Here is a 23,513-nt window from a genome sequence, read left to right as displayed (position 1 = left end):
TCACTCGGTGGCCGCGCAGAGGTAAGAGTACACGGCCGTGCCGTGCTGGTGAAATCGGATCCCCGGTGACGCCGTACGCGCAGCTCAGGGCACTGCGCGGAGGCGAGGAAGCTCCCGGTTGGAGATCGACTCGGGGTCGACCTGGGCGCCGAACCAGGCCTCCAACCGCTCGTACGGCAGGGGCCGGCTGAACAGGAATCCCTGCCCGATCTCGCAGCCGATGTCCTGGAGCAACTCCAGGGTCAGCTCGCTCTCGACGCCCTCCGCCACCACCGTCAACCCGAACTGCTGGGAGAGGGTGACCACGGCGTTGACGATGGCCAGGTCCCCCGGATCGGTCGCCATGCCCTGCACGAAGGAGCGGTCGACCTTCACCTCGTGCACGGGCAGCCGGCGCAGATGGGCGAGCGAGGAACTGCCGGTGCCGAAATCGTCGACGGACAGCCGTACGCCGAGGTCGCGCAGCCGGCGCAGGCTGGGGATCGGTCGGTCGGTGCCGTCGAGCACCCCGGCCTCTTCGATCTCCAGCGTCAGTAGCTGCGGCGGGACGCCGTACTCCGCCAGGAGTTCCCGTACCCGCTCGGGGAAGTGCTCGTCGTTGAGCGTACGCGCGGAGAGGTTGACCGCGACGGCGAGCGCCTGGCCGCCGTGCGCCCAGTCGCGGCTGTGCCGCAGCCCTTCGCGGAGCACGAACTCGGTGAGCCGACCGAGCTGGCCGGTGTGCTCGGCGACCGCGACGAAGTCCGCCGGGGCGACCGTGCCGTGCGTCGGATGCTCCCAGCGGGCCAGGCACTCCACCCCGACCAGTCGGCGGTCCCGCAGCGTCACCTTGGGCTGGTAGTAGATCTCCAGGTCGCCGTTGTCGAGGGCGGCGCGCAGGTCGCCGGCGAGCCCGAGCCGACGCAGCGAACGCGACTCCAACGCCGGGTTGTACAGCTGCACGCTGCCCGGCACCGACTTCGCGGCGGTCGCCGCCACGTCCACCCGTTGCAGCAGCGTCGCCGGATCGCTGCCATGATCCGGGTGTACGACCACCCCGACGGCGGTGTCCACGTCGAGGGTGAGCGCGTCGAAGACCATCTCGTCGCGGATCTGCTCGCGCAGTTGGCCGGCGAGTTCCACCGCCGCCTCGGCGCTCTCCAGTCGCAGGGTCACCAGGAACTCGTCGCCACCGGCCCGGCCGACCAGGGCGGCCGACGGTACGCAGCCGCGCAACCGGTTGGCGACCTCCGCCAGGACCTTGTCCCCGGCCGCGTGCCCCAGCGATTCGTTGACCTGACGCAGCCGGTCGACGTCGAAGAGCAGCAGCGCCACCACTTCACCCGGGGCCCGGATCCGCACCGCCTCGGCCAGCGCGCCGAGGATCCGGCGCCGGTTGGGCAACTTGGTGAGCCCGTCGTGGTACGCGTCGTGGCGCAGCCGGTCGACCAGCCGGGAGTTCTCCAGGGCCACCGCGGCGTGGGCGGCGACCGTCTCGAAGACGGGAACGTCGGCCGGCCGGAAGAAGTTGATGTCGCCGAGGCGGTTCGCCACCTCCAGCGTGCCGATCACCGCCTTGCCGGAACGCAGCGGCACCACGATCACGTCCTTGGCCGCCCGCCCCAGCGACTCCCGCAGCGCGGGGTCACCACCGAGCCGGCTGCCCACCACCACCGTCGCCTGGCCGGACACTGCCGCGTCCCGCAAGGTCGACGGGGTGAGCGCCGAGTCGAGCAGGCCCGGCTTGCCCTCCTGGGCGGTCAGCAGGACCTCCGGGTGACGCCCCTGGGCGGGCAGCCAGAGGGTGGCGTACTCCGCCTGCATCAGGCTGCGGATGCGGACCAGCAGCGCGTCGATGAGGTTGCCGTCCGCGCCGCCTTCGGTGATCGCCTTGGTCAGTTCGTACATCTCGGCGAGCGTGCGGTGCTGCCGGATGAACTGCGTGTACGTGTCGTAGACCAGCGCGAACGCCACGGCGAGACCGGCGAAGAGGAGAACGGCCCACGGCGTGCTCTCCAGGCAGATGATGATCAGAATGCCGATGGCGAGGTTGATCGCGACCGTGAGCAGCATCGGCGGAATCGCCTGGATCAGTTCCCGACCGGACTGCCAGCCCTGCACGACGGAGATCACCGCGACCACCGCGACGAAGCCGACGAGGGCGTGGGTGCCGATCGCCGCGAGCAGCAGCAACCAGGTGCCCGGCCCGACGCCGGCCGGCTGCGGGAGCACGGTGTAGACCATCGTCGCCAGGGCGGTCGCCACCGCCGCGAGCGCCACGTTGAACCAGAGCTTCGGCGGTAGCAGCTTGCGGCGCAGCTGCACCACGAGCGTGGCCACGGTGTACGCCAACACCACCGACAGCGGCGGCAGCAGATAGAGGGCGACGACGAGGGGAATCTCGGTGAAGGTGATGCCGAGCGCCTGTCGGCGTACCACCACGTTGATGGTCGGCATCGCGGCGGCGATCATCGCCACGGTGAGGAGCAGCGTCAGCAGCCAGTCACCCAGCGCGGGCTGAACGGCCAAGCCGAGCAGCAGCGAGAAGAGAACCGCGCAGAGCGCGAGCGGACCTGTGATCAACCAGGCCCGTTCGGTCCGCCGGCGAGACGATCCAGGACTCGACGACGTCATGGCTCCCCTCGCGACGTGGGTGCTGGAGGTGGCGGAGCCCAGTCAGGACGAGAGCGCGTCAGCGCACCTGCGAACCCAACATCGGCATCTGCCATTCGACGCCGTTGGTCCGGACCTCTACTTCGGCGGCGGCGCCGGTCGCAACCACCAGACCGCAAACCAGCAGAAGGGAGCCGAGTAGCCGGCCCAAACGTTGAGCAGACATATGTGCTCCTGGCGGGGTGACGGAAGTGCGTGACGGGGCCCCCCGATGGTGCCACAGCCAGACGGGCGGTGAAAAGTTCACGAACCCGATGTTGGTCCGGTCGTCGCTCGACCCCACTCATCCGCACCCCAGCCGTACAACATTCGGCCAGGTCAGACTCAACAAGACGGCCGTCAGGCTCGAAGAAGACACTAACCGCGCATAACCCACCTATACGGCGCAGCGGGTCTAGCGGACAATGCCGAGAAATCCTTCCGACCAGACAATGTGGAATGGTAGCGCCCCGTCGCGCCACCACGAGCACCCAGTCAACACCCCCGCGACCGCCTCCCCCGGTCGCCTGCCCGGCCCGCCCCCGGCCGCGCGTCCCACGGCCACGTCCCCTTCGGCACCCCCCTGCCCACCGGCAGACCCGAAGCCGCACCAGGACCAGAGTAGGCGCGACATACCAGTTCAGTCACCCCCATGAATGGATGATTCAACCGATCCGCAGGTGAAAAATAGGAGATGCGCCGTCAGCCTGTCGGCGAACATGTACGGATGCCCAGCAAGGACCCCCTCGCCCGGCTCCAGGACGCCGCCGCCCTGTGGAGTGTCGGATCAAGTACGCCAGCCGACGTGATCGAAGCCGCCTGCGCCTGTCTGGTGGCCGGCGTGGACAGCCCGACGCTACGGATCCTCGCCGGCCTCCCGTCGACCCCAGCCGGCGAAAGTGACGAGCTACGCCGCTGGCTGCCGGCCGCCCTGGCCGAACTCTCCCTGGCCTTCCACCCCGAGAACAGCCGCGAGGCGCAAGAAGCCGCCGTCCGGATCATGGCCAGCCGACTCCTCGCCGGGGCCATCACACCCTCGGAGCTGACCAGCTGGGCCTACCATTGCATCACCATCGAAGGAACCCCGATCGCGTACGCATTGGTCCGCCTGGACGACGCGTACGAGGTCGCCCAGCACAGCGGACCGGGCCTAGGGAAGATCGACGCAGCGGTACGCGCCGAGGCACGCCGCCTGGTCGACACCGCTGCCGGGGCGACCGGAGACCCTCCCCCGCCTTCCGCCGTCTAACCGTCCACCAGCATCGGCCAGACGTCCCGCGGGTCGGCTGGATCCTGGTCCACTGCCACGACCTCACCCAGCAGGCAGGAGCAGCCCTTCCGGCGGACGCCCGTCGGGCCATTGATCGAACTTCGGCGGCACATCCCACCGTGCCCGCTCGAAGGACACCTCTCCACCACGGAACGCCGCCCCTTCGAAGGACACCGGCATGCCGTCGAACACCGCCCCGTCGAACGACACCCGCCCGCCGCTGAACGTCGTTCCCTCGAAGGACACCCGCCCGCCGCCAAACGTCGCGCCGTCGAAGGTCACCTGCCCGTCGCTGAACCTCGCCCCGGCGAAGGACACCCACGCGCCGTCGAACCTCGCCTGGCTGAACGAGACCCGCCCACCGAACGTCGCCCTCTCGAAAGACACCCGACCGCCACTGAACCCAGCGGCCGAGAGGTCACCACCATCGAGAACAGCGCCGGTGAAATCGAAGTCGAAGCCGCGCCACGATGCCGGATCCTCCGCCGCAAGACGTAAGTGCCGACCAATGAGCCGGATGACGGCATGGCGTACCAACCGCTCCTCGCGAACGACCCGCGCAGCCTCCGCGACCGCCGGCGGCACTTCGGCGTCGGCGGCCGGCGGTGCTTTGGCCTCGGCGGACGGCGGCGGACCGCTCGGGGGTTGCGGCGTTGGGGTGTACGGCATGCGGACGTAGGCGCAGAGGACATCGACGCAGGTCTGGCGGCCGTCTCGCCAGTCGTCCGCCAGCCCGGCCATGGCGTAGACCCCGGCCAACCGCACGGCCGCCTTGTCCGAGCCAAGCTGTTCGGACGCCTTGGCAAATCGCTCGTTGAACAGCCGGACACCGTTACGATCGGATTCGATCTTGGCCCGGCCCTCTGCCGCCTGGGCGCGCAGGTCAGCGGCGTGCGCCAACTCGTGAGCGAACTCGGCCAGCTTGTTGGCGTGCTCCGCGACCCGCTGACGCCGGTACGCCACCACCAGAGCCGCCACGCCCCCGATGCCCGCCACCACGGAGAAGACCAACTTCAGCAGGTCGAACAGTGTTGCCGCAGTGACCGTGCTCTCCCGCCGGATACTCGGCCAGCCAGCAGACCAGAGCGCCCCAGCTATCAGGGCACCGACCACCAGCACCGCAGCCACGATGACCAGGGCTATCGACCGACGGATGCTCCAAAGCCGAAGCGCCGGCACTGGACTGTCCGCTGGTGCAACTGGTGGAACTCCGATGCTGGCGGGCGTCGAGTGCAGGGATCGACCTTCATGCTCCACGCCTCACCTTGTAGCCGATCCGAGCAAGAGCCGGACATAGGGCCTTCAAGACCACGAAGACCCCGGCCTCCTGAGATGGAGACCGCGCCCACCTTGCGACGCGGCACCGCCAGCAAGATCTTCACGAGGCCTGCCGCTGGTCGGCACGAGGCGGACCCGGCGATGGATGAGGTTGATCCCGGCGACCTGCACCGACAACCCGTCGCCCAACTCTGGGCTGTGGTCAAGGTCAGACTTCCGGACCAACCCTTGAATGCCATCCCCACAGCCACGAAGACGCCGATTGGCGCGACGCGAGTGACCTCGCCATGCAGGACGGCACCGAGAGATGACCGAGCACACTCTCGGGCTCCAGTCCCTTGAGCGACAGCGCCACCCGCTCACGGTCGGGATCCACGGCCATCACCATCACGGTGAGCCGGTCCCCTATGGTCACGACATCGACCGGGCCGTCGAAGTGCTTCCAGGACAGCTCCGCGCAGTTCACCATGCCGGTAACACCGCCAAGGTCAACAAACACCCCGAAATGCTTGACCTCGACCACTACGCCCGCGGTGACCTGGCCGCGCTCCAACTTCGTGGCCCAGGCGACGGGCGGCCTCGGACCAATCGCACCGCCGAGCAAGGGAGGACGAACAACCTTGATCAACCCGCCCACGATATGCCCACGACGAGTCGCAACGGGCTGGACTCAGCCGGACTCGGCTAGCTCAACGAGAACGGCCCCCGATCAGCATCTCTGCTGGTCAGGGGCCGTTGTCGCACCTGGTGGCGGGTAGAGGATTCGAACCTCTGTAGCTTTCGCGACGGATTTACAGTCCGCTCCCATTGGCCGCTCGGGCAACCCGCCAGGGCGTACCTCCGCACCGGGGTGCGGCGGCGGAAGCAAGGATAGCGGCTCCTCCCGCCTTCGGCGCAACCGGGTACCGTCAGGGGGTCGCACCCCTGGTCATCCGGGGGCAAAGGATCACAAACCAAGCCGGACAGCAGGAGTATGAGCATGGCAGCGAACCCGTCGTTCGACATCGTGAGCAAGGTTGACCACCAGGAGGTCGACAACGCCCTTCGTCAGGCGGAGAAGGAGCTTGCGACGCGGTTCGACTTCCGGGGTACGGGCGCGGCGATCTCGTGGTCGGGCGAGGAGGCGATCAGCCTCCAGGCGGAGACCGAGGAGCGGGTGCGGGCCGCGCTGGAGGTCTTCAAGGAGAAGCTGATCAAGCGGAACATCTCGTTGAAGTCGCTGGACGCTGGCGATCCTCGCTCGTCGGGCAAGATCTTCAAGATCGACGCCACGGTGGTGCAGGGCATCAACCAGGAGAAGGCCAAGGCGATCAGCAAGAAGATCCGCGACGAGGGGCCGAAGGGCGTGCAGGCGCAGATCCAGGGCGACCAGTTGCGCGTCACAGGCAAGAAGAAGGACGACCTTCAGGCCGTCATCGTGCTACTCAAGGGGGAGGACTTCGGCGTCGCCCTCCAGTTCACCAACTACCGGTAAGGCAAGCCGACGTCGCCCGGCGAGTGACCGTCCACGCCCGGTCACCTCGGCGGGCCGCGTCACCGCTGGTCGTCGTTGGTCGCTCACGATCGGCCTCCGGCGGCCTGGTAGGGCCAGCTGCCCGCACCAACGCCCCGGCTACGGCAGGAACAGCTCCGAGATCGTTTCCCAAACGGCGTACGGGAAGATCGCCAACAGCAGCAGGCCACTGGCGACGAGCCGCCACATGCTCACGGGGTAACCATCGCGGCGCAGAGATCGAGCGTCCCACACATTGATCAAGAACACGGCGGCGGCGAACACGACCACGATCCATACCCAGAGCAGAGGGTTGTCCATAGGCTGAGATTGTTCCGTCGGCTGCCATCCCGATCCAGCTGTCAGCTGAGCTGTCCGATGGTCATGGGCAGCTCACGCCGTGGGGAGATGTTGGTACGGATGTGCCCCTTGAGGGGCGCCCTCGCACCAAGATCTCGGGCGGCAGCGGGTGGGGGCGGACGGGCCTGCGCAGCCGCATACCTACAGGTCTCCGCGAGCAGGTCGGCTCCGGGCAGCTGAAGCCGGGCGGCACGCTGCCGTCGTTCGCCGCACTGTGCGACCAGTACAAGGTCAGTAACGCGCCGCCATGCTCATCCTGAAGGCCGAAGGGCTCATCGACGGCCGGCAGGGCAAGGGCGTGCAGGGCAAGGGCGTCTGTCGCCAAACCGCTCCCTGATAGGCCCGAGGCGTCGAAGTGGCTATCGGTGACGGCGGTCGGGTGGGCGCCGGAGCTAACGGCTGAAGATCAGCAGTAGCACGATGGTGCCGATGGCGCTGACCAGGATCGAGCCGAGGCAGCCGAGGCGGTTCGAGAAGAAGGCGAACATCGGGCGGGCATACCCGCCAAAGGCCTGGTCAGACGCTCACCCGGGCTGGCGCTCCGGTGCCACCGCGACCGGGGCGGGGGTTTCGAGGCGTACGGTGGCGGCTTCTGCGCGGGCGATGGGGCCGGCGGGCAGGGCGGCGACCGCGGCCCCGACGGCGACCGCCGCGCCGGCGAAGAGGAAGGCCCAGGGCACGCCGCCGGCCTGGTCGACGATCAGGCCGGCCACCGCGCCACCGGCGGCGCTCGCGCCGACCGACATGGTGACCACCCAGGTGTACGCCTCGTTCAGCATGCCGCTCGGCGAGATCCGGCCGACCAGGGTGTTCTCCAGGGTCAGTGCCGGTGCGATGGTGGCACCGCCGACCACCAGGGCGATGCCGAGCGCAACGGGGGTGGGCATCATGGCGAAGACGACGAAGCTGCCCGACACCCCGGCGAGCAGCCAGGCGAATTGTCGGGTCATGTTGCGGGCGGGGCGCCGGACACCGAACCAGAGGCCGCCGATGGCGCTGCCGATGCCCCAGACGGCCAACAGCACCCCGGCGAGGCTGTCCGGGTCGTTCGGGGTGTAGCGGGTGGCGAAGGCCGGTACGGTCACCCCGGCCGCGCCGAAGGCGATGCCGAGGCTGGCCACGCAGAGCAGCAGCGCGGGGAAACCGGCGACCCGCAGCGGGCCGAGGCCCCGGGCGTGGTGTTCCCGGGAGTGCGGCTGCCAGCCGCGCATGGTCTGGCCGAGCGCCACCGCGACGGTGCCGACCAGGGTCACCACGGCCGCGCCGAGCAGCGCCGCGCCCGCGTCGGCGAACAGGACGAACCCGGCCACGAGCAGTGGGCCGAGTACGAAGACGAGTTCGAAGAGGGTGGTTTCCGCGGCGAGCGCGGTGTTACGCAGGTGGTATCGGCCGGAGGCGACGCTGGTCAGGTCGTTCCAGGCGCCACGGATCGCGGCGGTGAGCGGCGGGTACGAGGCGCCGGCCACCGCGGCGGCGAGCAGGACCAGGGTGAAGGAGGCCGTTTCGGTGCGGGCCGCCCAGAGCAGGCCGACCAGGGCCAGCGGGTGGGCGATCGCGGTGCCGAGCAGGACCGGGGTGGGGCCGATCCGGTCGGCGATCCGTCCGGCCACCGGGCTGAGGGCGGCGCCGGAGAGGGCGTAGCAGCCACCGGCGACGGCGGCCAGCGAGTAGCGGCCGGTGACCTGCTCGACGACGAGCAGCAGCGCCAGCGGGGTCATGCCGATCCCGAGCCGCCCGATGATGCCGGTGATCAGCAGCGTCGGTGCTCCCGGTAGCTGCCAGACACCCAGGTAACGGCGCAGACCGGCCACCGACGACCTCCATGTGTAATGAGCGAGAGCCGTTTAGACCCTAACGCCGTGCCGGTGGCCCGCAACCGATTAGGGCGCCGCCCGCGCCGGATCGGCGCGGGCGGCGAAGGGGTTGGTACGGGTCAGCGCTGGTAGCGGACCGGGCCCATCTGGTACGCCATCTGCTCCAGGCGGGCGACGCGCTCCTCCATCTTCGGGTGGGTGGCGAAGAGCGCGGCGACTCCACCGCCCTTGAACGGGTTGGCGATCATCAGGTGCGCGGTGCTGGTGAGCTGCCCCTCGGCCGGCAACGGCCGACGCTGGGCACCCATGTGGATCTTGCGTAGCGCGCTGGCCAGCGCCAGCGGGTCGCGGGTGAGTTCGGCGCCCGAGGCGTCCGCCTGGAACTCCCGGCTGCGGCTGATCGCCAACTGGATGACGGTCGCCGCGATCGGGCCCAGGATGATGGTGAGCAGCAGCACGAGCGGGTTCGGGCCGTCCTCGTCGCTGTTGCCACCCAGCGGGATGAACAGCGCGAGGTTCGCCAGCATGGTGATGATGCCGGCCAGGCCGGCCGCCACGCTGGAGATCAGGATGTCCCGGTTGTAGACGTGCGACAGCTCGTGTCCGATGACGCCCCGCAACTCACGGTAGTCGAGCAGCTCGACGATCCCCTGGGTCACGCAGACCGCCGCGTGCTGCGGGTTACGACCCGTGGCGAACGCGTTGGGCTGGGCGGTCGGGCTGACGTACAGCCGGGGCATCGGCTGCCGGGCTTCGGCGGCCAACTCCCGCACCATGTGGTACAGCTCGGGGAACTGTGCCTCGCTGACCGGTTGCGCCCGCATCGAGCGAAGCGCCAGCTTGTCCGAGTAGAAGTAGGTGATGCCGTTCATCACCAGCGAGACGAGTACGGCGATGACCAGGCCGCCACTGCCACCGAACCAGTAGCCCACCGCCAGGATCAGCGAGGTGAGCAGGCCGAGCAGCGCGGCGGTCTTGAGACGGTTGTGGTGCACGATCACTCCTTCGGTGCACGGAGCGTGGATCCGCTGACCGGTACAACAACCCGGTACCCGTCAACCATCCGTCTCATGACTGAGAGTTACCTGAGTGACAGTCACGGCCGGGAATGGGTCGAAGGTCGGCCGGGTTCAGCTCCCGGCGAGATCGAGCACCAACTGCGGCGCGAAGCCGACGACCACGGCGATCAGGGTCGCCACGGCCAGCGCGGCGGCAACCACGCGGGCCGGTCGCCCGGCGACGGCCGGGGCGTCCCCGGTCGGGGCGTACAACAACGCGGCGAACCGCAGGTAGTAGGCCAGACCGATGACCGCGTTCACCGCCACCAGCAGGGCGAGCCAGCCCGCGTCGCCGCCGAGCAGCGACCGCACCACGGTCACCTTGGCGAACAGCCCGGCCAACCCGGGTGGCAGGCCGGCGAGCCCGATCAGCGCGAACGCCAGGCCCGCACCGACCCACGGATGCCGGCGGGCGGCGCCGCGCAGGTCGTCGAGGTGGCCACCGTCCGCGCCGGCCGGGCGCAGCGCCACCACCCCGGCGAAGGCCGCCAACTCCAGCAGCACGAAGAAGACGGCGTACGCGAGGGCGGCCGCGTACGCGCCGGACCGGGCGTCGGGGTCGGCCAGGGCGAGCGCACCGAGGGGGGCGAGGATGTAGCCCGCCTGGGCCACCGAGGACCAGGCCAGCAGCCGCACGGTACGCCGCTGGCGCAGTGCCACCAGGTTGCCCACGGTCATGGTCAGCGCGGCGACCAGGGCCAACACCGGCCCGGCCACGTCGTTCGGCAGCGCGTGCTGCACCACGGCCAGCAGGGCGACCACCCCGCCGAGCTTCGACGCGGTCGACAGGTAGGCGGCCACCGGCAGCGGCGCCCCGTCGTACGTGGCCGGGGCCCAGGCGTGGAACGGCACCGCCGCCACCTTGAACGCCAGCCCGCCCAGCACCAGCGTCACCGCGACCGTGGTCAACGGCAGGTCCAGCAGCTCCGAGCGGTCGGCCAGGATCGTGCCCAGCCGTTCCAGGTGCAGGCTGCCGGTGACCGCGTAGAGCAGCGCCGCACCGAGCAGGGTGAGCGTGGTGGCCACCACGCTCACCACGAAGAACGTCACCGCCGCCTCGGCGCTGGCCAGGCTCCCCCGGCGCAGCCCGACCAGGACGTACAGCGGCAGGGTGAGGGCCTCCACGGCCACGATCAGGGTGATCAGGTCGCCGGCCGCGCCGAGCACCACGCCACCGGTCATCGAACAGGCGAGCAGGAAGCAGAACTCCCCCACCGGGGTCGTACCGTCGCGCAGCAGCGGCCCGGACAACGCCAACACCCCGAGGGCCAGCAGCGCCACCAACGCGGCCACCAGGGCCGCCCGCCCGCCGAAGACGTACGAGCAGTCGGCACCCACGCAGAAGGTACGGCGTTCCTCCCCCGCGCCGACCGCCACCGCCGCGACGATCGTGGCGAGCGCACCGGTGGCCGCCGCGCCCACGGTCGCCGCCCTGCGGGCCAGCACCAGGTCGACCAGGAGCACCAGTACGGCCGTGCCGGCGGCCAGGTACGCCGGCAGCAGCGCCACGCTGTCGACGCTCTGCACCATGCTCACGACTGCCTCCCGTCGGCGCTGTCGCCGGCCGTCGTCCCGGTCATCGCAGCACCTCCACCAGGGCCGTCACCGGCGCCTCGGCGACGCCCAGCACCAACGTCGGTGCCAGCCCGACGGCCAACGTGAGCAGCACCAGCGGTACCCAGGCGGCCAGCTCGGCCCCGGCCAGCCCCGGCTTCAGCCCGGCCACCGGGGCGCTCGGCCGGCCGTGGGTCACCTGCCGCAACAGCCGCAGCAGGTACGCCGCCGTCAGCGCCCCGCCCAGCGCGGCCAGCACCGCCAGCGTGATCCACAGCGCGCCGCCCACCTCGACGGCGGCGACCACGGCGAACGCCTCACCCCAGAACCCGGCCAGGCCGGGCAGCCCCAGCGAGGCGACCGCCGCGAAGGCGAGCAGCCCGGACAGCCGGGGCGCGGTCTCCCGCAGCCCGGACAGCTCGCTGAGCGCCCCGGTGTGGGTACGGTCCTTGATCGCACCGGCCAGGAAGAACAGCAGGCCGGTGATGATGCCGTGCGCCACGTTGCCGATCAGCGCCGCCTGGATGCCGGTGCCGGTCAAGGTGGCGATGCCGAGCAGCACGAAACCCATGTGCCCCACGCTGGAGTACGCGATCAGCCGTTTCAGCTCCGTCTGCGCCAGGCAGACCAGTGAACCGATCAGGATCGCCGCGACGGCGAGTACGCCGAGCACCGGTGCCGCCCAGCGGGCGCCTTCCGGGGCCACCCCGACGGCGACCCGGATCAGGCCGTACGTGCCCATCTTGAGCAGCACTCCGGCGAGCAGCACGCTGCCGACGGTCGGCGCCTGGGTGTGCGCGTCCGGCAGCCAGGAGTGCAGCGGCCAGAGCGGACTCTTCACCGCGAAGGCGACCGCGAGCAGCGTGAACGCGGCGAGCTGGGTGCCCCGGGACAGTTCGGTGCCGCCGGTCAGCGCCACGATGTCGGCGGTGCCGGCGGCGGTCACCACCAGGTAGACCCCGACCAGCAGCAGCACCGAGCCGAAAAGGGTGTACAGGGCGAACTTCCGCGCCGCCCGCCGCCGGGCCGCCGGGCCGGTGCCGTCGCCACCCCAACCGACGATGATCGCGTACATCGGCAGCAGGACGACCTCGAAGAAGAGGAAGAAGAGGACCAGGTCGAGGGCGAGGAAGGTGCCCAGGATGCCGACCTCGACCACCAGCAGCAGAGCCACCAACGCCCGTCCGCTGCCACCCGGCGGCACCCGCCAGCAGGTGTACCCACAGCAGAGCAGGGTGAGCAGGGCGGTCAGCACCACCAGTGGCCAGGAGATGCCGTCCACCCCGAGGTGGAAACGCAGATCCAGACCCGGCACCCAGGCCACGTCGACCGAGTGCCAGGGGCGTACGGCCGGCGGGGTCGCCCCGTACGCCACCCAGCCGAGGTTTCGGCCAGCGAGCAGTGCGATCGCCACGACCAGGGTCAGCGCGGCGGCGACCGTGCCCACCACCCGGGCGGCCAGGTCACGGGGGATCGCCGCCACGGCCAGGGCGCCGAGCGCCGGCACCGCGAGCACCGCAACCAGCAAAAACCCACCGCTCATGTCAGCGCTCCGATCAGGGCGGTGGCCAGGCCGATCAGCAGTGCGCCGGCGAGTACCGCGGCGGCGGCTCGGGGCAGTGCCGCTCGGTGCAGGGTGCCGAGGCCGCCGCCGATGGCACGGGCACCACGGCCGGTGCCGGTTACCGCCCCGTCGACGATGTGTTCGTCGGCGGAGCGGGCCAGTCGACCCAGCGCGGTCGTGGGGCGTACCACCAGGGCGTGCTGGACGTCGTCGAGCCGCAACGCGCGGGCGAAGACCGGCCGCATCCGGCCCAGCGCCACCGCCGGGTCGGCGGTGCGGTCCCGCCGCCATTCGGCCCAGGCCAGCCCGCCGCCGATCAGCAGCAGCGCCAGCGGCAGCAGTACGGCCGGAGTGAAGTGGACCAGGCCATCGAGGGCCTCAGGGGTGGCCAACGGTTGCAGGTGAGCCGCGAACCACCCGGAGAAGCCGGCCACCCCGAGCAGGGCCGCCGGTACGGCCAGCGCCAGCACCGGCCAGCGGAGCGCGGCGGGCGGATCGTGCGGGTGGGCCAGCGGGGTGCGGGTGGTGCCGAAGAAGGTGCGCAGCAGCAGTCGGGTGGCGTACCAGGCGGTGACGACGACACCGACCAGACCGGCGACCCAGACCAGCCAACCCACCCAGCTCGGTGCCGGGCCGTCGCCGTGCCGGGCGGCGCCCTCGGCGGCGGCGAGCACGCCCTCCTTGCTCCAGAAGCCGGAGAGCGGCGGTACGCCGGCCAGCGCGCCCAGCCCGATCACCGTGCACCAGAAGGTGACCGGCATGGTGCGCCGCAGGCCACCCATCCGCGACATCAGCGTGGTGCCGACGCTGTGGATCACCGCACCGGCGGCGAGGAACAGCAGCGCCTTGAACGCGGCATGGGTGAGCAGGTGGAACAGCGCGGCCGGCGGGGAGCCGACGGCCAGCGCGCCGGTCATGTAGCCGAGCTGGGAGACGGTGGACCAGGCGAGCACCCGCTTGATGTCGTCCTGGGCGGTGGCGGCGAGCGCGCCGAGCAGCAGGGTCACCGAGGCCATCACCCCGAGCACGGCCAGCACCGTCGGGGTGGCCGCGAACAGCGGCCAGAGCCGGGTCAGCGCGTACACCCCGGCGGCCACCATGGTGGCGGCGTGGATCAGCGCGGAGATCGGGGTGGGGCCGGCCATCGCGTCGGGCAGCCAGGTGTGCAGCGGGAACTGGGCGCTCTTGCCGGCCACCCCGGCGAGCAGCAGCAGGCCGGCGGCGGTGAGCGTACCGGCGCCGTGGTCGTGGGCGAGCACGTCGGCGATCCGGAAGCTGCCCGCCGAGACGCCGAGCAGGGCGATGCCGAGCAGGAAACCGACGTCGCCGACCCGGGTCAGCAGGAACGCCTTCTGCGCGGCGGCCGGCGCCTCGGGCAGCCGCCGGTCATGGGCGATCAGCAGGTACGAGCAGATCCCCATCACCTCCCAGCCGACCAGCAGCATGATCAGGTCCCCGGAGACCACCACCAGCAGCATGGCCGCGGTGAAGAGGCTGATCTGGGCCGCGTACGGCGGGTAGCGGTGGTCGACGTCCACGTCGTCGTGTGGGCCCCGCTTGAGGTACCCGGTCGAGTAGACCTGCACGGCCAACGCGACGGCGGCGACCGCGACGGCGACCAGCGCGGCGACGCCGTCGAGGCGTACCCCGAGGGTGACGGTGACCCCGCCGAACTGGATCCAGGTGGTCGAGGACTCCGCCGGGCCGTCCAGGGTGACCAGCAGCGTCACCGCCAGGACGAGAGCGCCGGTCGCACCGGCCACGCCGAGCCCGATCGCGGCGCGGCGGGCGACGTCCGGGGCGGTCGCCGCGCCACGCGGGGCCGGCGGCAGCAGCAGCCCGACCAGACCGGCGACCAGCGGTACGACCGGCAGCAGCGCGCCCAGCAACGTCGTGGTGCTCACCGCTTCTCCTCCAGTGGCACCTCGTCGACGGCGACGCTGGCCCGCATCCGGTAGAGCTGGAGCACGATCGCCAGCCCCACCCCGATCTCGGCGGCGGCCAATACGATGACGAAGAGCGCGAAGACCTGACCGCTGTGCGGCAGCAGCGCCCGAGCTGTGGTGTCGGCCGTGATCAGAATCAGGTTCACCGCGTTGAGCATCAGCTCCACGCCCATCAGCACCAGCACCGCGTTGCGCCGCCGCAGCACGCCGTACACGCCGAGGCCGAACAGCAGCGCGGCGGTGACGTACGGGATGACCGGCCTCACCGGCCCCCTCCCCCGTTGCCGGAGCGGTCCACCGCGGCCCGCTTCGCCGGTGACCGGCCGATGTCGGGGCGGGACAGCACGATCGCGCCGACCAGCGCCGACAGCAGCAGGATCGAGAGCACCTCGAACGGCAGCACCCAACTGGCGAAGACCTGTTCGCCGATGCGCTCGGCGGTGCCCGCGTCGGGCAGTTCCACCTTCGTCCAGCGGTACGCGTCGACCAGCAGCGCGGCCAGCCCCAGCCCGACGCCACCACCGATCAGCACGGCCGGCCAGGCCGGACGGTCCAGGTCGTCCGAGGCGCCGATCGGCGCGCGGGTCAGCATCACCGCGAACAACAGCAGCACCACCACCGCGCCCACGTAGATCAGCACCTGCACCCAGGCCACCAGTTCGGCGGTGAGCACCAGGTACATGCCGGCCACGGCGCCGAGACAGACCACCAGGTAGAGCCCGGCGCGAACCAGATGCTTGGTCGCCACCACCAGGACCGCCGACCCGACCGCCACCGCACCGAGGGCGAGCAGCAGCGCGTCCACCCCGGTCACGCGGAGGCACCTTCGCCGTCGCCGGCCGTACCCGAATCGTCGGCAGCGGGCTCGGGGCGTACCGCCGGTGCGGTCGGGCGGGCGGCGGGCGCGGCGGGGACCGCGGCCTTGCGCGCGGCGGCGGTCTCCTCCTTGGCCGGCTCACCGTTGGGGTCGTGCGCGGGTGGCGGCGGTACGGTCGCCATCCACTCGCCCAGGTGTTCCTTGTCGTGCAGCAGGTCCTTGATGTCGTACTCGGCGTACTCGAACTCGGGCGACCAGTAGAGCGCGTCGAAGGGGCAGACCTCGATGCAGATGCCGCAGTACATGCAGAGCGAGAAGTCGATGTCGAACCGGTCGAGCACGTTGCGCTGGCGAGGGCGGGCGGCGCCGGGCACCGCCACCTCCTCCTTGTGCGAGTCGATGTAGATGCACCAGTCCGGACACTCGCGGGAGCAGAGCATGCAGACCGTGCAGTTCTCCTCCAGCAGCGCGATCACCCCACGCGAGCGGGGCGGCAGCTCGGGGGCGACGTCCGGGTACTGCTGCGTGGTGGACCGCTTCGTCATCGTCTTGAGCGTGACCGCCAGTCCCTTGACCAGGCCGCTGCCCGGTACCCCGGCCGACTCGCTTCGCTCGCTCATGCCGACACTCCGCTGCGCTCCGTGGCGTCATGAGGCACCACCGCGCCGAGCCGATGACTCGCTCGCTGACGCTCGCTCATGACGACCATCCTGCCCTGTGGCCACGGCGTGCGCGACCACCACCCGGGCTCTGCCGGTAGTACCGTGACCACGGGGAGAACGACACACCGGAAAGGACCCGTCAGATGACCGCCGCGCTGCACGACGACCAACCGCCGTCGGGCGAGTGGACGACGGACGACCTCGACGCCCTGCCCGACGACGGCCGCCGCCGCGAACTGCTCGATGGAGTACTGCTCGTGTCCCCCTCCCCCACCGCCGCCCACCAGACCATCGCCATGCGACTCGGCGTCGCACTCGAAGCGGAGTGCCCCGACGAGTACGAGGTGACCCAGGGCGTCGAGGTGCGGATCAACCGCACCCGGTCCTTCATCCCGGACGTCCTGGTCATCACCGCACCGGCGGCGCAACGCCGGCCCGCACGGTACGAGCCGCACGAGGTGGTGCTCGCCGTCGAGATCGTTTCGCCGAGCACCCGCTCGATCGACCGGGTGCTCAAGCCGGCGCTCTACGCCCAGGCCGGCATCCCCTACTACTGGCGGATCGAGACCGATCCGGCCGGTCTCGTGGTACACACGCACCGGATCGATCCGGTGCACGAGGTCTACACCGAGACCGGGCGGTGGACCAAGTTCGTCGACACGGGCGAGCCGTTCCCGGTGAACCTGTCGGTGGCCCAACTGACGCCCAGGTACCTCTGACCAGCCCGACGGTCACCGCAGCGGTCCGTCCAGGTCCGTCGTCGCTCGCAACTCCGTCTCCAGCGCTTCCTTCCTTGCCTCGGTCGTCGGTGTTTCCAGCCCTGGCTCGGTCATCGGTGTTTCCTGCCCTGGCTCGGCCTCCCGCACTTCTTGCCGAGCCAGCGGGCGCAGCGTCAGCCATGATGGGACCCGGACGGCAGCCGGCACGGGCGAGGAGCGAGGCGATGACGGCGGAAAACGACGAGGGCCGGATGCAGACCGGTGGGAAGTACGTCGAGCCGGGCGGTGAGTTCAACCGGGACCAGCGGTACATCACCACCCGGATCACCGCCGACGGGCGGGACGGCTACCCGGTCGAGCCCGGGCGCTACCGGCTGGTGGTCAGCCGCGCCTGCCCGTGGGCGAACCGGCTGATCATCGTACGGCGGCTGTTGGGCCTGGAGGACGTCCTCTCGATGGGCGTCACCGGGCCGACCCACGACGCCCGGAGCTGGACCTTCGACCTCGACCCCGGCGGGCGGGACCCGGTGCTCGGCATCGAACGCATCCAGGAGGCGTACTTCGCCCGCTATCCCGACTACCCCCGGGGCATCACCGTGCCGGCCATCGTGGACGTGCCGACCGGGCAGGTGGTGACCAACGACTTCGCGCAGATGAGCCTCGACCTGTCCACCGAGTGGACCGCGTACCAGCGGACCGGTGCCCCGGATCTGTATCCCGAGCAGCTACGCGCCGAGATCGACGAGGTCAACGCGGTCGTCTTCCGCGACGTCAACAACGGCGTTTACCGGTGTGGCTTCGCCGGCAGCCAGGCGGCGTACGAGAAGGCGTACCACCGGCTGTTCGACCGGCTGGACTGGCTCAGCGAGCGACTCGCCGGGCAGCGCTACCTGGTCGGCGACACGATCACCGAGGCGGACGTACGGCTGTTCACCACGCTGGTCCGCTTCGACCCGGTGTACCACGGCCACTTCAAGTGCAACCGGCAGAAGCTGAGCGAGATGCCGGTGCTGTGGGCGTACGCCCGGGATCTGTTCACCACCCCCGGCTTCGGCGACACCGTCGACTTCGACCACATCAAGCGGCACTACTACGAGGTGCACCGGGACATCAACCCGACCGGAGTGGTGCCCCTCGGCCCCGACCTGTCGAACTGGCTCACCCCGCACGACCGCGACTCCCTCGGCGGCCGCCCCTTCGGCGACGGCACTCCCCCACCACCCCCGCCCACCCCCGAACAGCTCACCCCCACCCACACCCCCCTCCCCTAACCCCCCACCCCCACCCCCACCCGCCCCCACCCCGCCCGCGTCCCCACGCCCGCCGATCTTGCACTTTCTGTCGCCGCATTTGCCGCATAAGCCGCTAAAGGCAGACCGAAAGTGCAAGATCGCGGCACAGAGGGGGTGGGGAGGGGTGGGGAGGGTGGGTTAGAGGGCTAGGCGGATGGCGGCGGTTAGGACCAGTTGGGCCAGGGCGGTGGGGACCAGGACCAGCCAGCAGAGGCGTTGGAGTTGGTCCTCGCGCAGTCGGGGGTACGAGACCCGCAGCCAAATGATCACGAAACTGACGGCGGCGACCTTGAGCAGGGTCCAGAGCCAGCCGAGCTGCGCGTCGGCGAACGGGCCCTGCCAGCCACCGAGGAACAGCACGGTGGTCAGCGCGGCGATCACCACGATGCCGACGTACTCGGCGAGCAGCAGGAACGCGAAGCGCAGGCCGGTGTACTCGGTCATGTACCCGAAGACCAGCTCCGAGTCGGCCACCGGCATGTCGAACGGCGGGCGGCGGATCTCCGCCAGGCCGGCCACGAAGAAGACCAGCATCGCGGGCGCCTGCCAGATCAGCCACCACGGCTGCCACGCCTCGACGATGCCGGAGAGGCTCAGCGTGCCGGCGGCCATCGCCACCGACGCGGCGGCCAGCACCAGCGGCAGCTCGTAGCCGAGCAGCTGGGCGGCGCCACGGACCCCGCCGAGCAGGCTGTACTTGTTGGCCGACGCCCAGGCCGACATCAGCACGGCCAGCACGCCCACGCCGACCACCGCGAGCACGAAGAACAGACCGACGTCCAGCGGCTGCCCCACCAGGTCGTTCGGGCCCAGTGGGATGACCAGCAGGGCCAGCAGGTACGGCACCAGGGCCACCACCGGAGCCAGCCGGAACACCGGCCGGTCCGCCGCGCGCGGGGTGACGTCCTCCTTCTGTACGAACTTCACCCCGTCGGCGATGAGCTGTGCCCAGCCGTGGAACCCGCCCGCGTACATCGGCCCGAGTCGGCCCTGCATGTGTGCCATCACCTTGTGTTCCGCCTGCCCCACCAGCAGCGGCAGCACGAGGAACGCGACCAGCACGCCGCCGATCCGGATCACCAGTTCCAGCCACAGTGGCATCAGGGCGTACTCCCCTCGTCGGGCTCAGGGGTGCGGGCGCCCGGCGCCGGGCGGGCGGGGCGCTCCCGGGCGGGGCGGGCGGGGGTGCCGCCGCGCGGACCCTCACCGGCGCCGCCGGCACCGGCCGGGGTCGGCGTGGTGCCCCACTCGCCCGGGGCCGGTACGCCGGGTGGCCGGATCGGCCGTCGGCCACCGCCCGCCTCCGACTCGCCCGGCTCCTTCGCGCCGGGCCACGGCTTGGCCACCCGCGAGGCGAGCACGAACTCCTTGCGCAGCGGATGCCCTTCGAACTCGGGCGGCAGCAGCAACGGACGCAGGTCGTCGTGGCCGGCGAAGTCGATGCCGAACATCTCGTGGGTTTCCCGCTCGTGCCAGGCCGCGCCCGGATAGACCGCCACCACCGAGTCGATCGTCGGGGTCGCCCGGGGCACCCGCGCCCGCAGCAGCAGACCGTGCCGGTGGGTGGTGGACCACAGGTGGGCCACCACGTCGAAGCCCTCGGCCAGCTCGTCCACGGCGGAGAGCCAGTCGAAGAAGTCGCAGGCCAGTTCGGTGTCGTCGCGCGCGGCCAGCAGCGCCGCCCGCCACGCCTGCGGGGGTACGTCGACGGTGGCCCGGGCGTGTGCCTGGCCTCCGGAAACCGTCGCGGTGGCCTCGACGGATGCGAGCAGCGCGACGAGCCGCTGGCCGGCCTCTTCCGGTGTCATGACGCTGATCCTATGGCCGAGCAGGGCGCAGCGCGCCGGCCTGGTGCGCGCGGCCGGGTGAGGATCCGGGCTTTACCGGCGGCGGCCCGCCACCGAGCAGCAGGATGGGCCCGTGCGCGCTGTGACTGTGATCCCCGGAGTGCCCGGCTCGCTGCGGCTGCTCGACGACTACCCGGAACCGGCCACCGAGGAGGGGGCGATCCTGGTGGAGGCCATCGCGGTGGGCATCTGCGGCACGGACCTTGAGATCATCGAGGGGCAGTACGGCGAGGCCCCGCCCGGCACGGACCACCTGGTGCTCGGGCACGAGTCGCTGGGCCGGGTGATCGAGGATCCGACCGGCACTCTGCAACCCGGTGACCTGGTGGCCGGGATCGTCCGGCACCCGGACCCGCTGCCCTGCCCGAACTGCGCGGTCGACGAGTGGGACATGTGCCGCAACGGGATGTTCACCGAGCACGGCATCAAGGCGCTGCCCGGCTTCGCCCGGCAACGCTGGCGGCTCCAACCCCGCTTCGCCGTCGGACTGGATCCGGCTCTGGGCGAGGTCGGGGTCCTGCTCGAACCGACAAGTGTGGTGGTCAAGGCGTGGGACCACATCTTCCGGATCGGCGAGCGGTCGGAGTGGCAACCGCGTACCGCGTTGATCACCGGAGCCGGCCCGATCGGCCTGCTGGCCGCCCTGCTGGCCAGCCAGCGGGGTCTCTCCGTACACGTGCTGGACCTGGCCACCGAGGGTCCGAAGCCGGCGCTGGCCGGCGCGCTCGGCGCCACCTACCACGCCGGCTCGCTCGACCAGCTCGACTTCGAGCCGGACGTCATCGTCGAGTGCACCGGTGCACCGGTGGTCGTCCTCGAAGCCATGTGCAAGGTCGCACCCACCGGGATCGTCTGCCTGGCCGGGGTTTCCAGCGGCGGCCGGACCATCGACTTCGACGCCGGTGCGCTCAACCGCACCCTGGTGTTGGAGAACAACGTGGTGTTCGGCTCGGTCAACGCGAACCGGCGGCACTGGAACGCCGCCGCCGAGGCGTTGTCCCGGGCCGACCGGACCTGGCTCGCCTCCCTGATCACCCGTCGGGTGCCGCTGTCGGAGTACGCCACCGCCTACTCCCCCGGCCCGAAGGACATCAAGGTGATCCTCGACTTCTCCGCCTGATCCGGCCCGGACCGGCGCCGGTCAGATGCCGGGGAGCCGGCCGTTGCGGAACAGGTCCACGAAGAGCTGGTGGTCCTGCCGGGCCCGGACGCCGTACGCGTGGGCGAAGTCGACCAGGTGCCCGACGAAGCCGGCGGGGTCGGCGTCGACGGCCGCGACGATCGCCTCCTCGGTGGAGTAATCGACCAGGTCGTGGCTGGACTCGTCGTCGGCCACCGAGTGCATCCGGGCGACCGCCCGGCCCAGGTCGGCCAACACCCCGGCCAGTTCCTCCGGCTCGTTGACGTCGGCCCAGTCGAGATCGGCGGCGTACGGGGAGACCTCGGCGACCAGTTGGCCCACCCCGTCCAGTTCGGTGAAGCCCACCCACGGGTCGGCGTGCGCCTGGAGGGCGCGCTGCGACTCGGCGGTGCGGTGGCCCTGGTGCTGGAAGTAGCCACGGACCTGCTCGTCGTCGACGTACCGGGCGACCGCCGGCACCTGCGCCTGCTTCATGTAGATCACGACGTCGTTCTCCAGCGCCTGGGTGTGCCCCTCCAGCAGGAGGTTGTACGACGGCAGCCCGGCCGAACCGATGCCCACGCCCTTGCGCAGCACCACGTCCTTGATCTGCGCCGCCACCGGTCGGGCCGACGCGGTCGCGGCCGGCAGGGTGCCCAGGTACGCCTCGAACGCGGCGCAGACCTCGGCCCGGACGTCGCCGTCGACCTCGTACACCCCGTCGCGCAGGGAGAACCGCCGCTCGTACGCGTCGATGGTGGTCTGCGCCCGGAGCAGGTCGACCCGGGTGTTGAGCCGGGCCTGCTGGAGCACCCGACGCAGCACACCGTCGGCGTTGTCGAGGGTGATCGAGCCGATGGCGTCGTCGCCACCGGCGGCGATGGCCCGCAACTCGGTCAGGTAGCTTCCCGCGAAGCCGGTCACCAGATCGCTGATCACCCGGTCGGAGAGCGCCTTGGTGTAGCCGATCAGCGCCACGCTGGCGACGAAGCGCCGCAGGTCCCAGGTGAACGGGCCGACGTACGCCTCGTCGAAGTCGTTGACGTTGAACACGAGCTGGCCGGAGCCGTTCATGTAGGTGCCGAAGTTCTCCGCGTGCAGATCACCGTGGATCCACACCCGACTGGTCTGGCCGTCGAGGTAACGCTCGTCGGCGAAGTCACCGCGCTGATCGGCGTAGAAGAGGCTGGCGCTGCCCCGGTAGAAGGCGAACGGGGAGGCGGCCATCTTGCGGAACTTGCGCCGGAAGGCGGCCGGGTCGAGCGCCATCAGGGTGCCGAACTCCTGGGTCAGCACCTCGACGATGAAGGCGGAACGCTGCTCCGCGACGTCGGTCATGGTCCGTACGCTAGCCCCCGAGCGCCAGACCGAGGCCCCTCGACTCGGCCCCCGGTCAGCGCGGCCGGCATCGGCGCGGCCGGCATCGGCGAGGCCGGGAGACTCAGGCGGACGGCGGGCGGACCGGCGGAGCGGTCAGCGAGGCGGCGGAGCGGGGTACGGCACCGTCGCTGGGCGGGGCGTCGACCGGCGCGGCGAGCAGATCGGGGCGGGGCACCCCACCGATGCCGGACTGCTCGGCGGCGATCTTCTCCTGGAGGCGGAGGATGCCGTGCAGCAGCGCCTCCGGCCGGGGCGGGCAGCCCGGCACGTAGACGTCGACGGGGATGAGCTGGTCGACGCCCTTGGTCACCGAGTACGAGTCCCAGTACGGGCCGCCGCAGTTGGAGCAGGCGCCAAACGAGATGACGTACTTCGGCTCGGGCATCTGGTCGTAGAGCCGCTTGATCGCCGGGGCCATCTTGTCGGTGACGGTGCCGGAGACCACCATCAGGTCGGCCTGCCGGGGACCGTGCGCGAACGGGATGACGCCCAGGCGCATGAAGTCGTGCCGGGACATGCTGGTCGCGATGAACTCGATGGCGCAGCAGGCCAGCCCGAAGTTGAAAACCCAGAGCGAGTAGCGCCGGCCCCAGTTGAGCACGAACCGGATCGGCTCGCCGAGCACCGCCGGTAGCTGCACGACCGCCCCCTTCCCGTCCCCGACAGTCAACCACAGCCGTTTTGGAAGGAAGGGCCCCCTGTTAACGCC

At 70.9% G+C, this 23,513-nt stretch carries 22 protein-coding genes, 1 tRNA gene and 1 pseudogene; 6 read left to right on the top strand and 18 right to left on the bottom strand.

Annotation, left to right across the window (positions count from 1 at the left end):
• Window positions 1-84: 84 nt before the first annotated feature.
• Both E0H26_RS07380 and E0H26_RS29175 read right to left on the bottom strand, forming a co-directional pair.
• Entirely contained in the window at window positions 85-2,613 is a 2,529-nt protein-coding gene (locus tag E0H26_RS07380) for a putative bifunctional diguanylate cyclase/phosphodiesterase (RefSeq protein WP_131302489.1), read from the bottom strand.
• A gap of 58 nt (window positions 2,614-2,671) precedes the next feature.
• Window positions 2,672-2,818 carry a hypothetical protein gene (locus E0H26_RS29175; RefSeq protein ID WP_165521775.1) on the bottom strand — a complete coding sequence of 49 codons (147 nt, stop codon included), beginning with the start codon at window positions 2,816-2,818 and terminating at the stop codon, window positions 2,672-2,674.
• A gap of 540 nt (window positions 2,819-3,358) precedes the next feature.
• Here E0H26_RS29175 and E0H26_RS07375 point away from each other — a divergent pair.
• Window positions 3,359-3,880 carry a hypothetical protein gene (locus E0H26_RS07375; RefSeq protein ID WP_131302487.1) on the top strand — a complete coding sequence of 174 codons (522 nt, stop codon included), beginning with the start codon at window positions 3,359-3,361 and terminating at the stop codon, window positions 3,878-3,880.
• Between the two features lie 63 nt (window positions 3,881-3,943).
• Here E0H26_RS07375 and E0H26_RS07370 read toward each other — a convergent pair whose 3' ends face one another.
• The 3 genes from E0H26_RS07370 to E0H26_RS07360 form a co-directional block, all read right to left on the bottom strand.
• Window positions 3,944-5,020, bottom strand: coding sequence for a pentapeptide repeat-containing protein (locus E0H26_RS07370; protein WP_165521774.1), 1,077 nt, complete (start codon window positions 5,018-5,020; stop codon window positions 3,944-3,946).
• Window positions 5,021-5,387: 367 nt separating this feature from the next.
• Entirely contained in the window at window positions 5,388-5,807 is a 420-nt protein-coding gene (locus tag E0H26_RS07365) for a S1 RNA-binding domain-containing protein (RefSeq protein WP_165521773.1), read from the bottom strand.
• Between the two features lie 117 nt (window positions 5,808-5,924).
• A tRNA-Tyr gene (locus E0H26_RS07360) sits at window positions 5,925-6,008 on the bottom strand.
• 150 nt (window positions 6,009-6,158) lie between these two features.
• Here E0H26_RS07360 and E0H26_RS07355 point away from each other — a divergent pair.
• Window positions 6,159-6,653: a YajQ family cyclic di-GMP-binding protein gene (locus tag E0H26_RS07355; RefSeq protein ID WP_131302479.1), complete on the top strand. Its 495-nt coding sequence runs from the start codon at window positions 6,159-6,161 to the stop codon at window positions 6,651-6,653.
• Between the two features lie 138 nt (window positions 6,654-6,791).
• Here the strand turns inward: E0H26_RS07355 and E0H26_RS07350 are convergent, their stop codons facing one another.
• Entirely contained in the window at window positions 6,792-6,992 is a 201-nt protein-coding gene (locus E0H26_RS07350) for a hypothetical protein (protein WP_131302476.1), read from the bottom strand.
• A gap of 164 nt (window positions 6,993-7,156) precedes the next feature.
• On the opposite strand from E0H26_RS07350, the pseudogene E0H26_RS30400 reads away from it, so the two are divergent.
• A pseudogene (locus E0H26_RS30400) lies at window positions 7,157-7,368 on the top strand (GntR family transcriptional regulator).
• Window positions 7,369-7,555: 187 nt separating this feature from the next.
• Here the strand turns inward: E0H26_RS30400 and E0H26_RS07340 are convergent.
• The 8 genes from E0H26_RS07340 to E0H26_RS07305 all read right to left on the bottom strand — a co-directional run bounded on the left by E0H26_RS07340 (window position 7,556) and on the right by E0H26_RS07305 (window position 16,404).
• Window positions 7,556-8,842, bottom strand: coding sequence for an MFS transporter (locus E0H26_RS07340; RefSeq protein WP_131302474.1), 1,287 nt, complete (start codon window positions 8,840-8,842; stop codon window positions 7,556-7,558).
• Between the two features lie 122 nt (window positions 8,843-8,964).
• Window positions 8,965-9,840 (bottom strand): zinc metalloprotease HtpX, encoded by an 876-nt coding sequence (gene htpX / locus E0H26_RS07335; RefSeq protein ID WP_131302471.1) that lies wholly within the window; start codon window positions 9,838-9,840, stop codon window positions 8,965-8,967.
• 135 nt (window positions 9,841-9,975) lie between these two features.
• Window positions 9,976-11,439, bottom strand: a complete 1,464-nt coding sequence (locus tag E0H26_RS07330; RefSeq protein WP_131302468.1) for an NADH-quinone oxidoreductase subunit N — start codon at window positions 11,437-11,439, stop codon at window positions 9,976-9,978.
• Window positions 11,440-11,479: 40 nt separating this feature from the next.
• Window positions 11,480-13,000: a complex I subunit 4 family protein gene (locus E0H26_RS07325; RefSeq protein ID WP_131302465.1), complete on the bottom strand. Its 1,521-nt coding sequence runs from the start codon at window positions 12,998-13,000 to the stop codon at window positions 11,480-11,482.
• Entirely contained in the window at window positions 12,997-14,925 is a 1,929-nt protein-coding gene (locus tag E0H26_RS07320) for an NADH-quinone oxidoreductase subunit 5 family protein (RefSeq protein WP_131302462.1), read from the bottom strand. The genes E0H26_RS07325 and E0H26_RS07320 overlap by 4 nt, the downstream gene beginning before the upstream one ends.
• Window positions 14,922-15,233: an NADH-quinone oxidoreductase subunit NuoK gene (gene nuoK / locus E0H26_RS07315; protein ID WP_131302459.1), complete on the bottom strand. Its 312-nt coding sequence runs from the start codon at window positions 15,231-15,233 to the stop codon at window positions 14,922-14,924. The genes E0H26_RS07320 and nuoK overlap by 4 nt, the downstream gene beginning before the upstream one ends.
• A complete protein-coding gene (locus E0H26_RS07310; RefSeq protein WP_131302456.1) occupies window positions 15,230-15,781 on the bottom strand; it encodes an NADH-quinone oxidoreductase subunit J family protein in 552 nt (183 codons plus the stop codon). The genes nuoK and E0H26_RS07310 overlap by 4 nt, the downstream gene beginning before the upstream one ends.
• Window positions 15,778-16,404, bottom strand: coding sequence for a NuoI/complex I 23 kDa subunit family protein (locus E0H26_RS07305; protein WP_131302452.1), 627 nt, complete (start codon window positions 16,402-16,404; stop codon window positions 15,778-15,780). The genes E0H26_RS07310 and E0H26_RS07305 overlap by 4 nt, the downstream gene beginning before the upstream one ends.
• Window positions 16,405-16,589: 185 nt before the next feature.
• On the opposite strand from E0H26_RS07305, the gene E0H26_RS07300 reads away from it, so the two are divergent.
• Window positions 16,590-17,165: a Uma2 family endonuclease gene (locus E0H26_RS07300; RefSeq protein ID WP_131302449.1), complete on the top strand. Its 576-nt coding sequence runs from the start codon at window positions 16,590-16,592 to the stop codon at window positions 17,163-17,165.
• 224 nt (window positions 17,166-17,389) lie between these two features.
• Window positions 17,390-18,436, top strand: a complete 1,047-nt coding sequence (locus tag E0H26_RS07295; protein WP_131302447.1) for a glutathione S-transferase family protein — start codon at window positions 17,390-17,392, stop codon at window positions 18,434-18,436.
• 159 nt (window positions 18,437-18,595) lie between these two features.
• On the opposite strand, the gene nuoH is transcribed toward E0H26_RS07295, so the two are convergent.
• Window positions 18,596-19,558, bottom strand: a complete 963-nt coding sequence (gene nuoH / locus E0H26_RS07290; protein ID WP_131302444.1) for an NADH-quinone oxidoreductase subunit NuoH — start codon at window positions 19,556-19,558, stop codon at window positions 18,596-18,598.
• Complete coding sequence (locus tag E0H26_RS07285) at window positions 19,558-20,265, bottom strand: NADH-quinone oxidoreductase subunit C (RefSeq protein ID WP_131302442.1); 708 nt, start codon at window positions 20,263-20,265, stop codon at window positions 19,558-19,560. The genes nuoH and E0H26_RS07285 overlap by 1 nt, the downstream gene beginning before the upstream one ends.
• 112 nt (window positions 20,266-20,377) lie before the next feature.
• Between E0H26_RS07285 and E0H26_RS07280 the strand changes: the two genes are divergently transcribed.
• Entirely contained in the window at window positions 20,378-21,424 is a 1,047-nt protein-coding gene (locus tag E0H26_RS07280; RefSeq protein WP_131302439.1) for a glucose 1-dehydrogenase, read from the top strand.
• Between the two features lie 21 nt (window positions 21,425-21,445).
• Here E0H26_RS07280 and E0H26_RS07275 read toward each other — a convergent pair whose 3' ends face one another.
• Window positions 21,446-22,762 carry a DUF2252 domain-containing protein gene (locus tag E0H26_RS07275; RefSeq protein WP_131302436.1) on the bottom strand — a complete coding sequence of 439 codons (1,317 nt, stop codon included), beginning with the start codon at window positions 22,760-22,762 and terminating at the stop codon, window positions 21,446-21,448.
• Between the two features lie 103 nt (window positions 22,763-22,865).
• Window positions 22,866-23,444 carry an NADH-quinone oxidoreductase subunit B gene (locus tag E0H26_RS07270; RefSeq protein ID WP_131302432.1) on the bottom strand — a complete coding sequence of 193 codons (579 nt, stop codon included), beginning with the start codon at window positions 23,442-23,444 and terminating at the stop codon, window positions 22,866-22,868.
• Window positions 23,445-23,513: the final 69 nt, after the last annotated feature.

The organism is Micromonospora zingiberis, assembly GCF_004331455.1.
GTDB classification, from domain to species: Bacteria; Actinomycetota; Actinomycetes; order Mycobacteriales; family Micromonosporaceae; genus Micromonospora; species Micromonospora zingiberis.
This window is presented reverse-complemented; position numbering and strand designations above follow the sequence as displayed.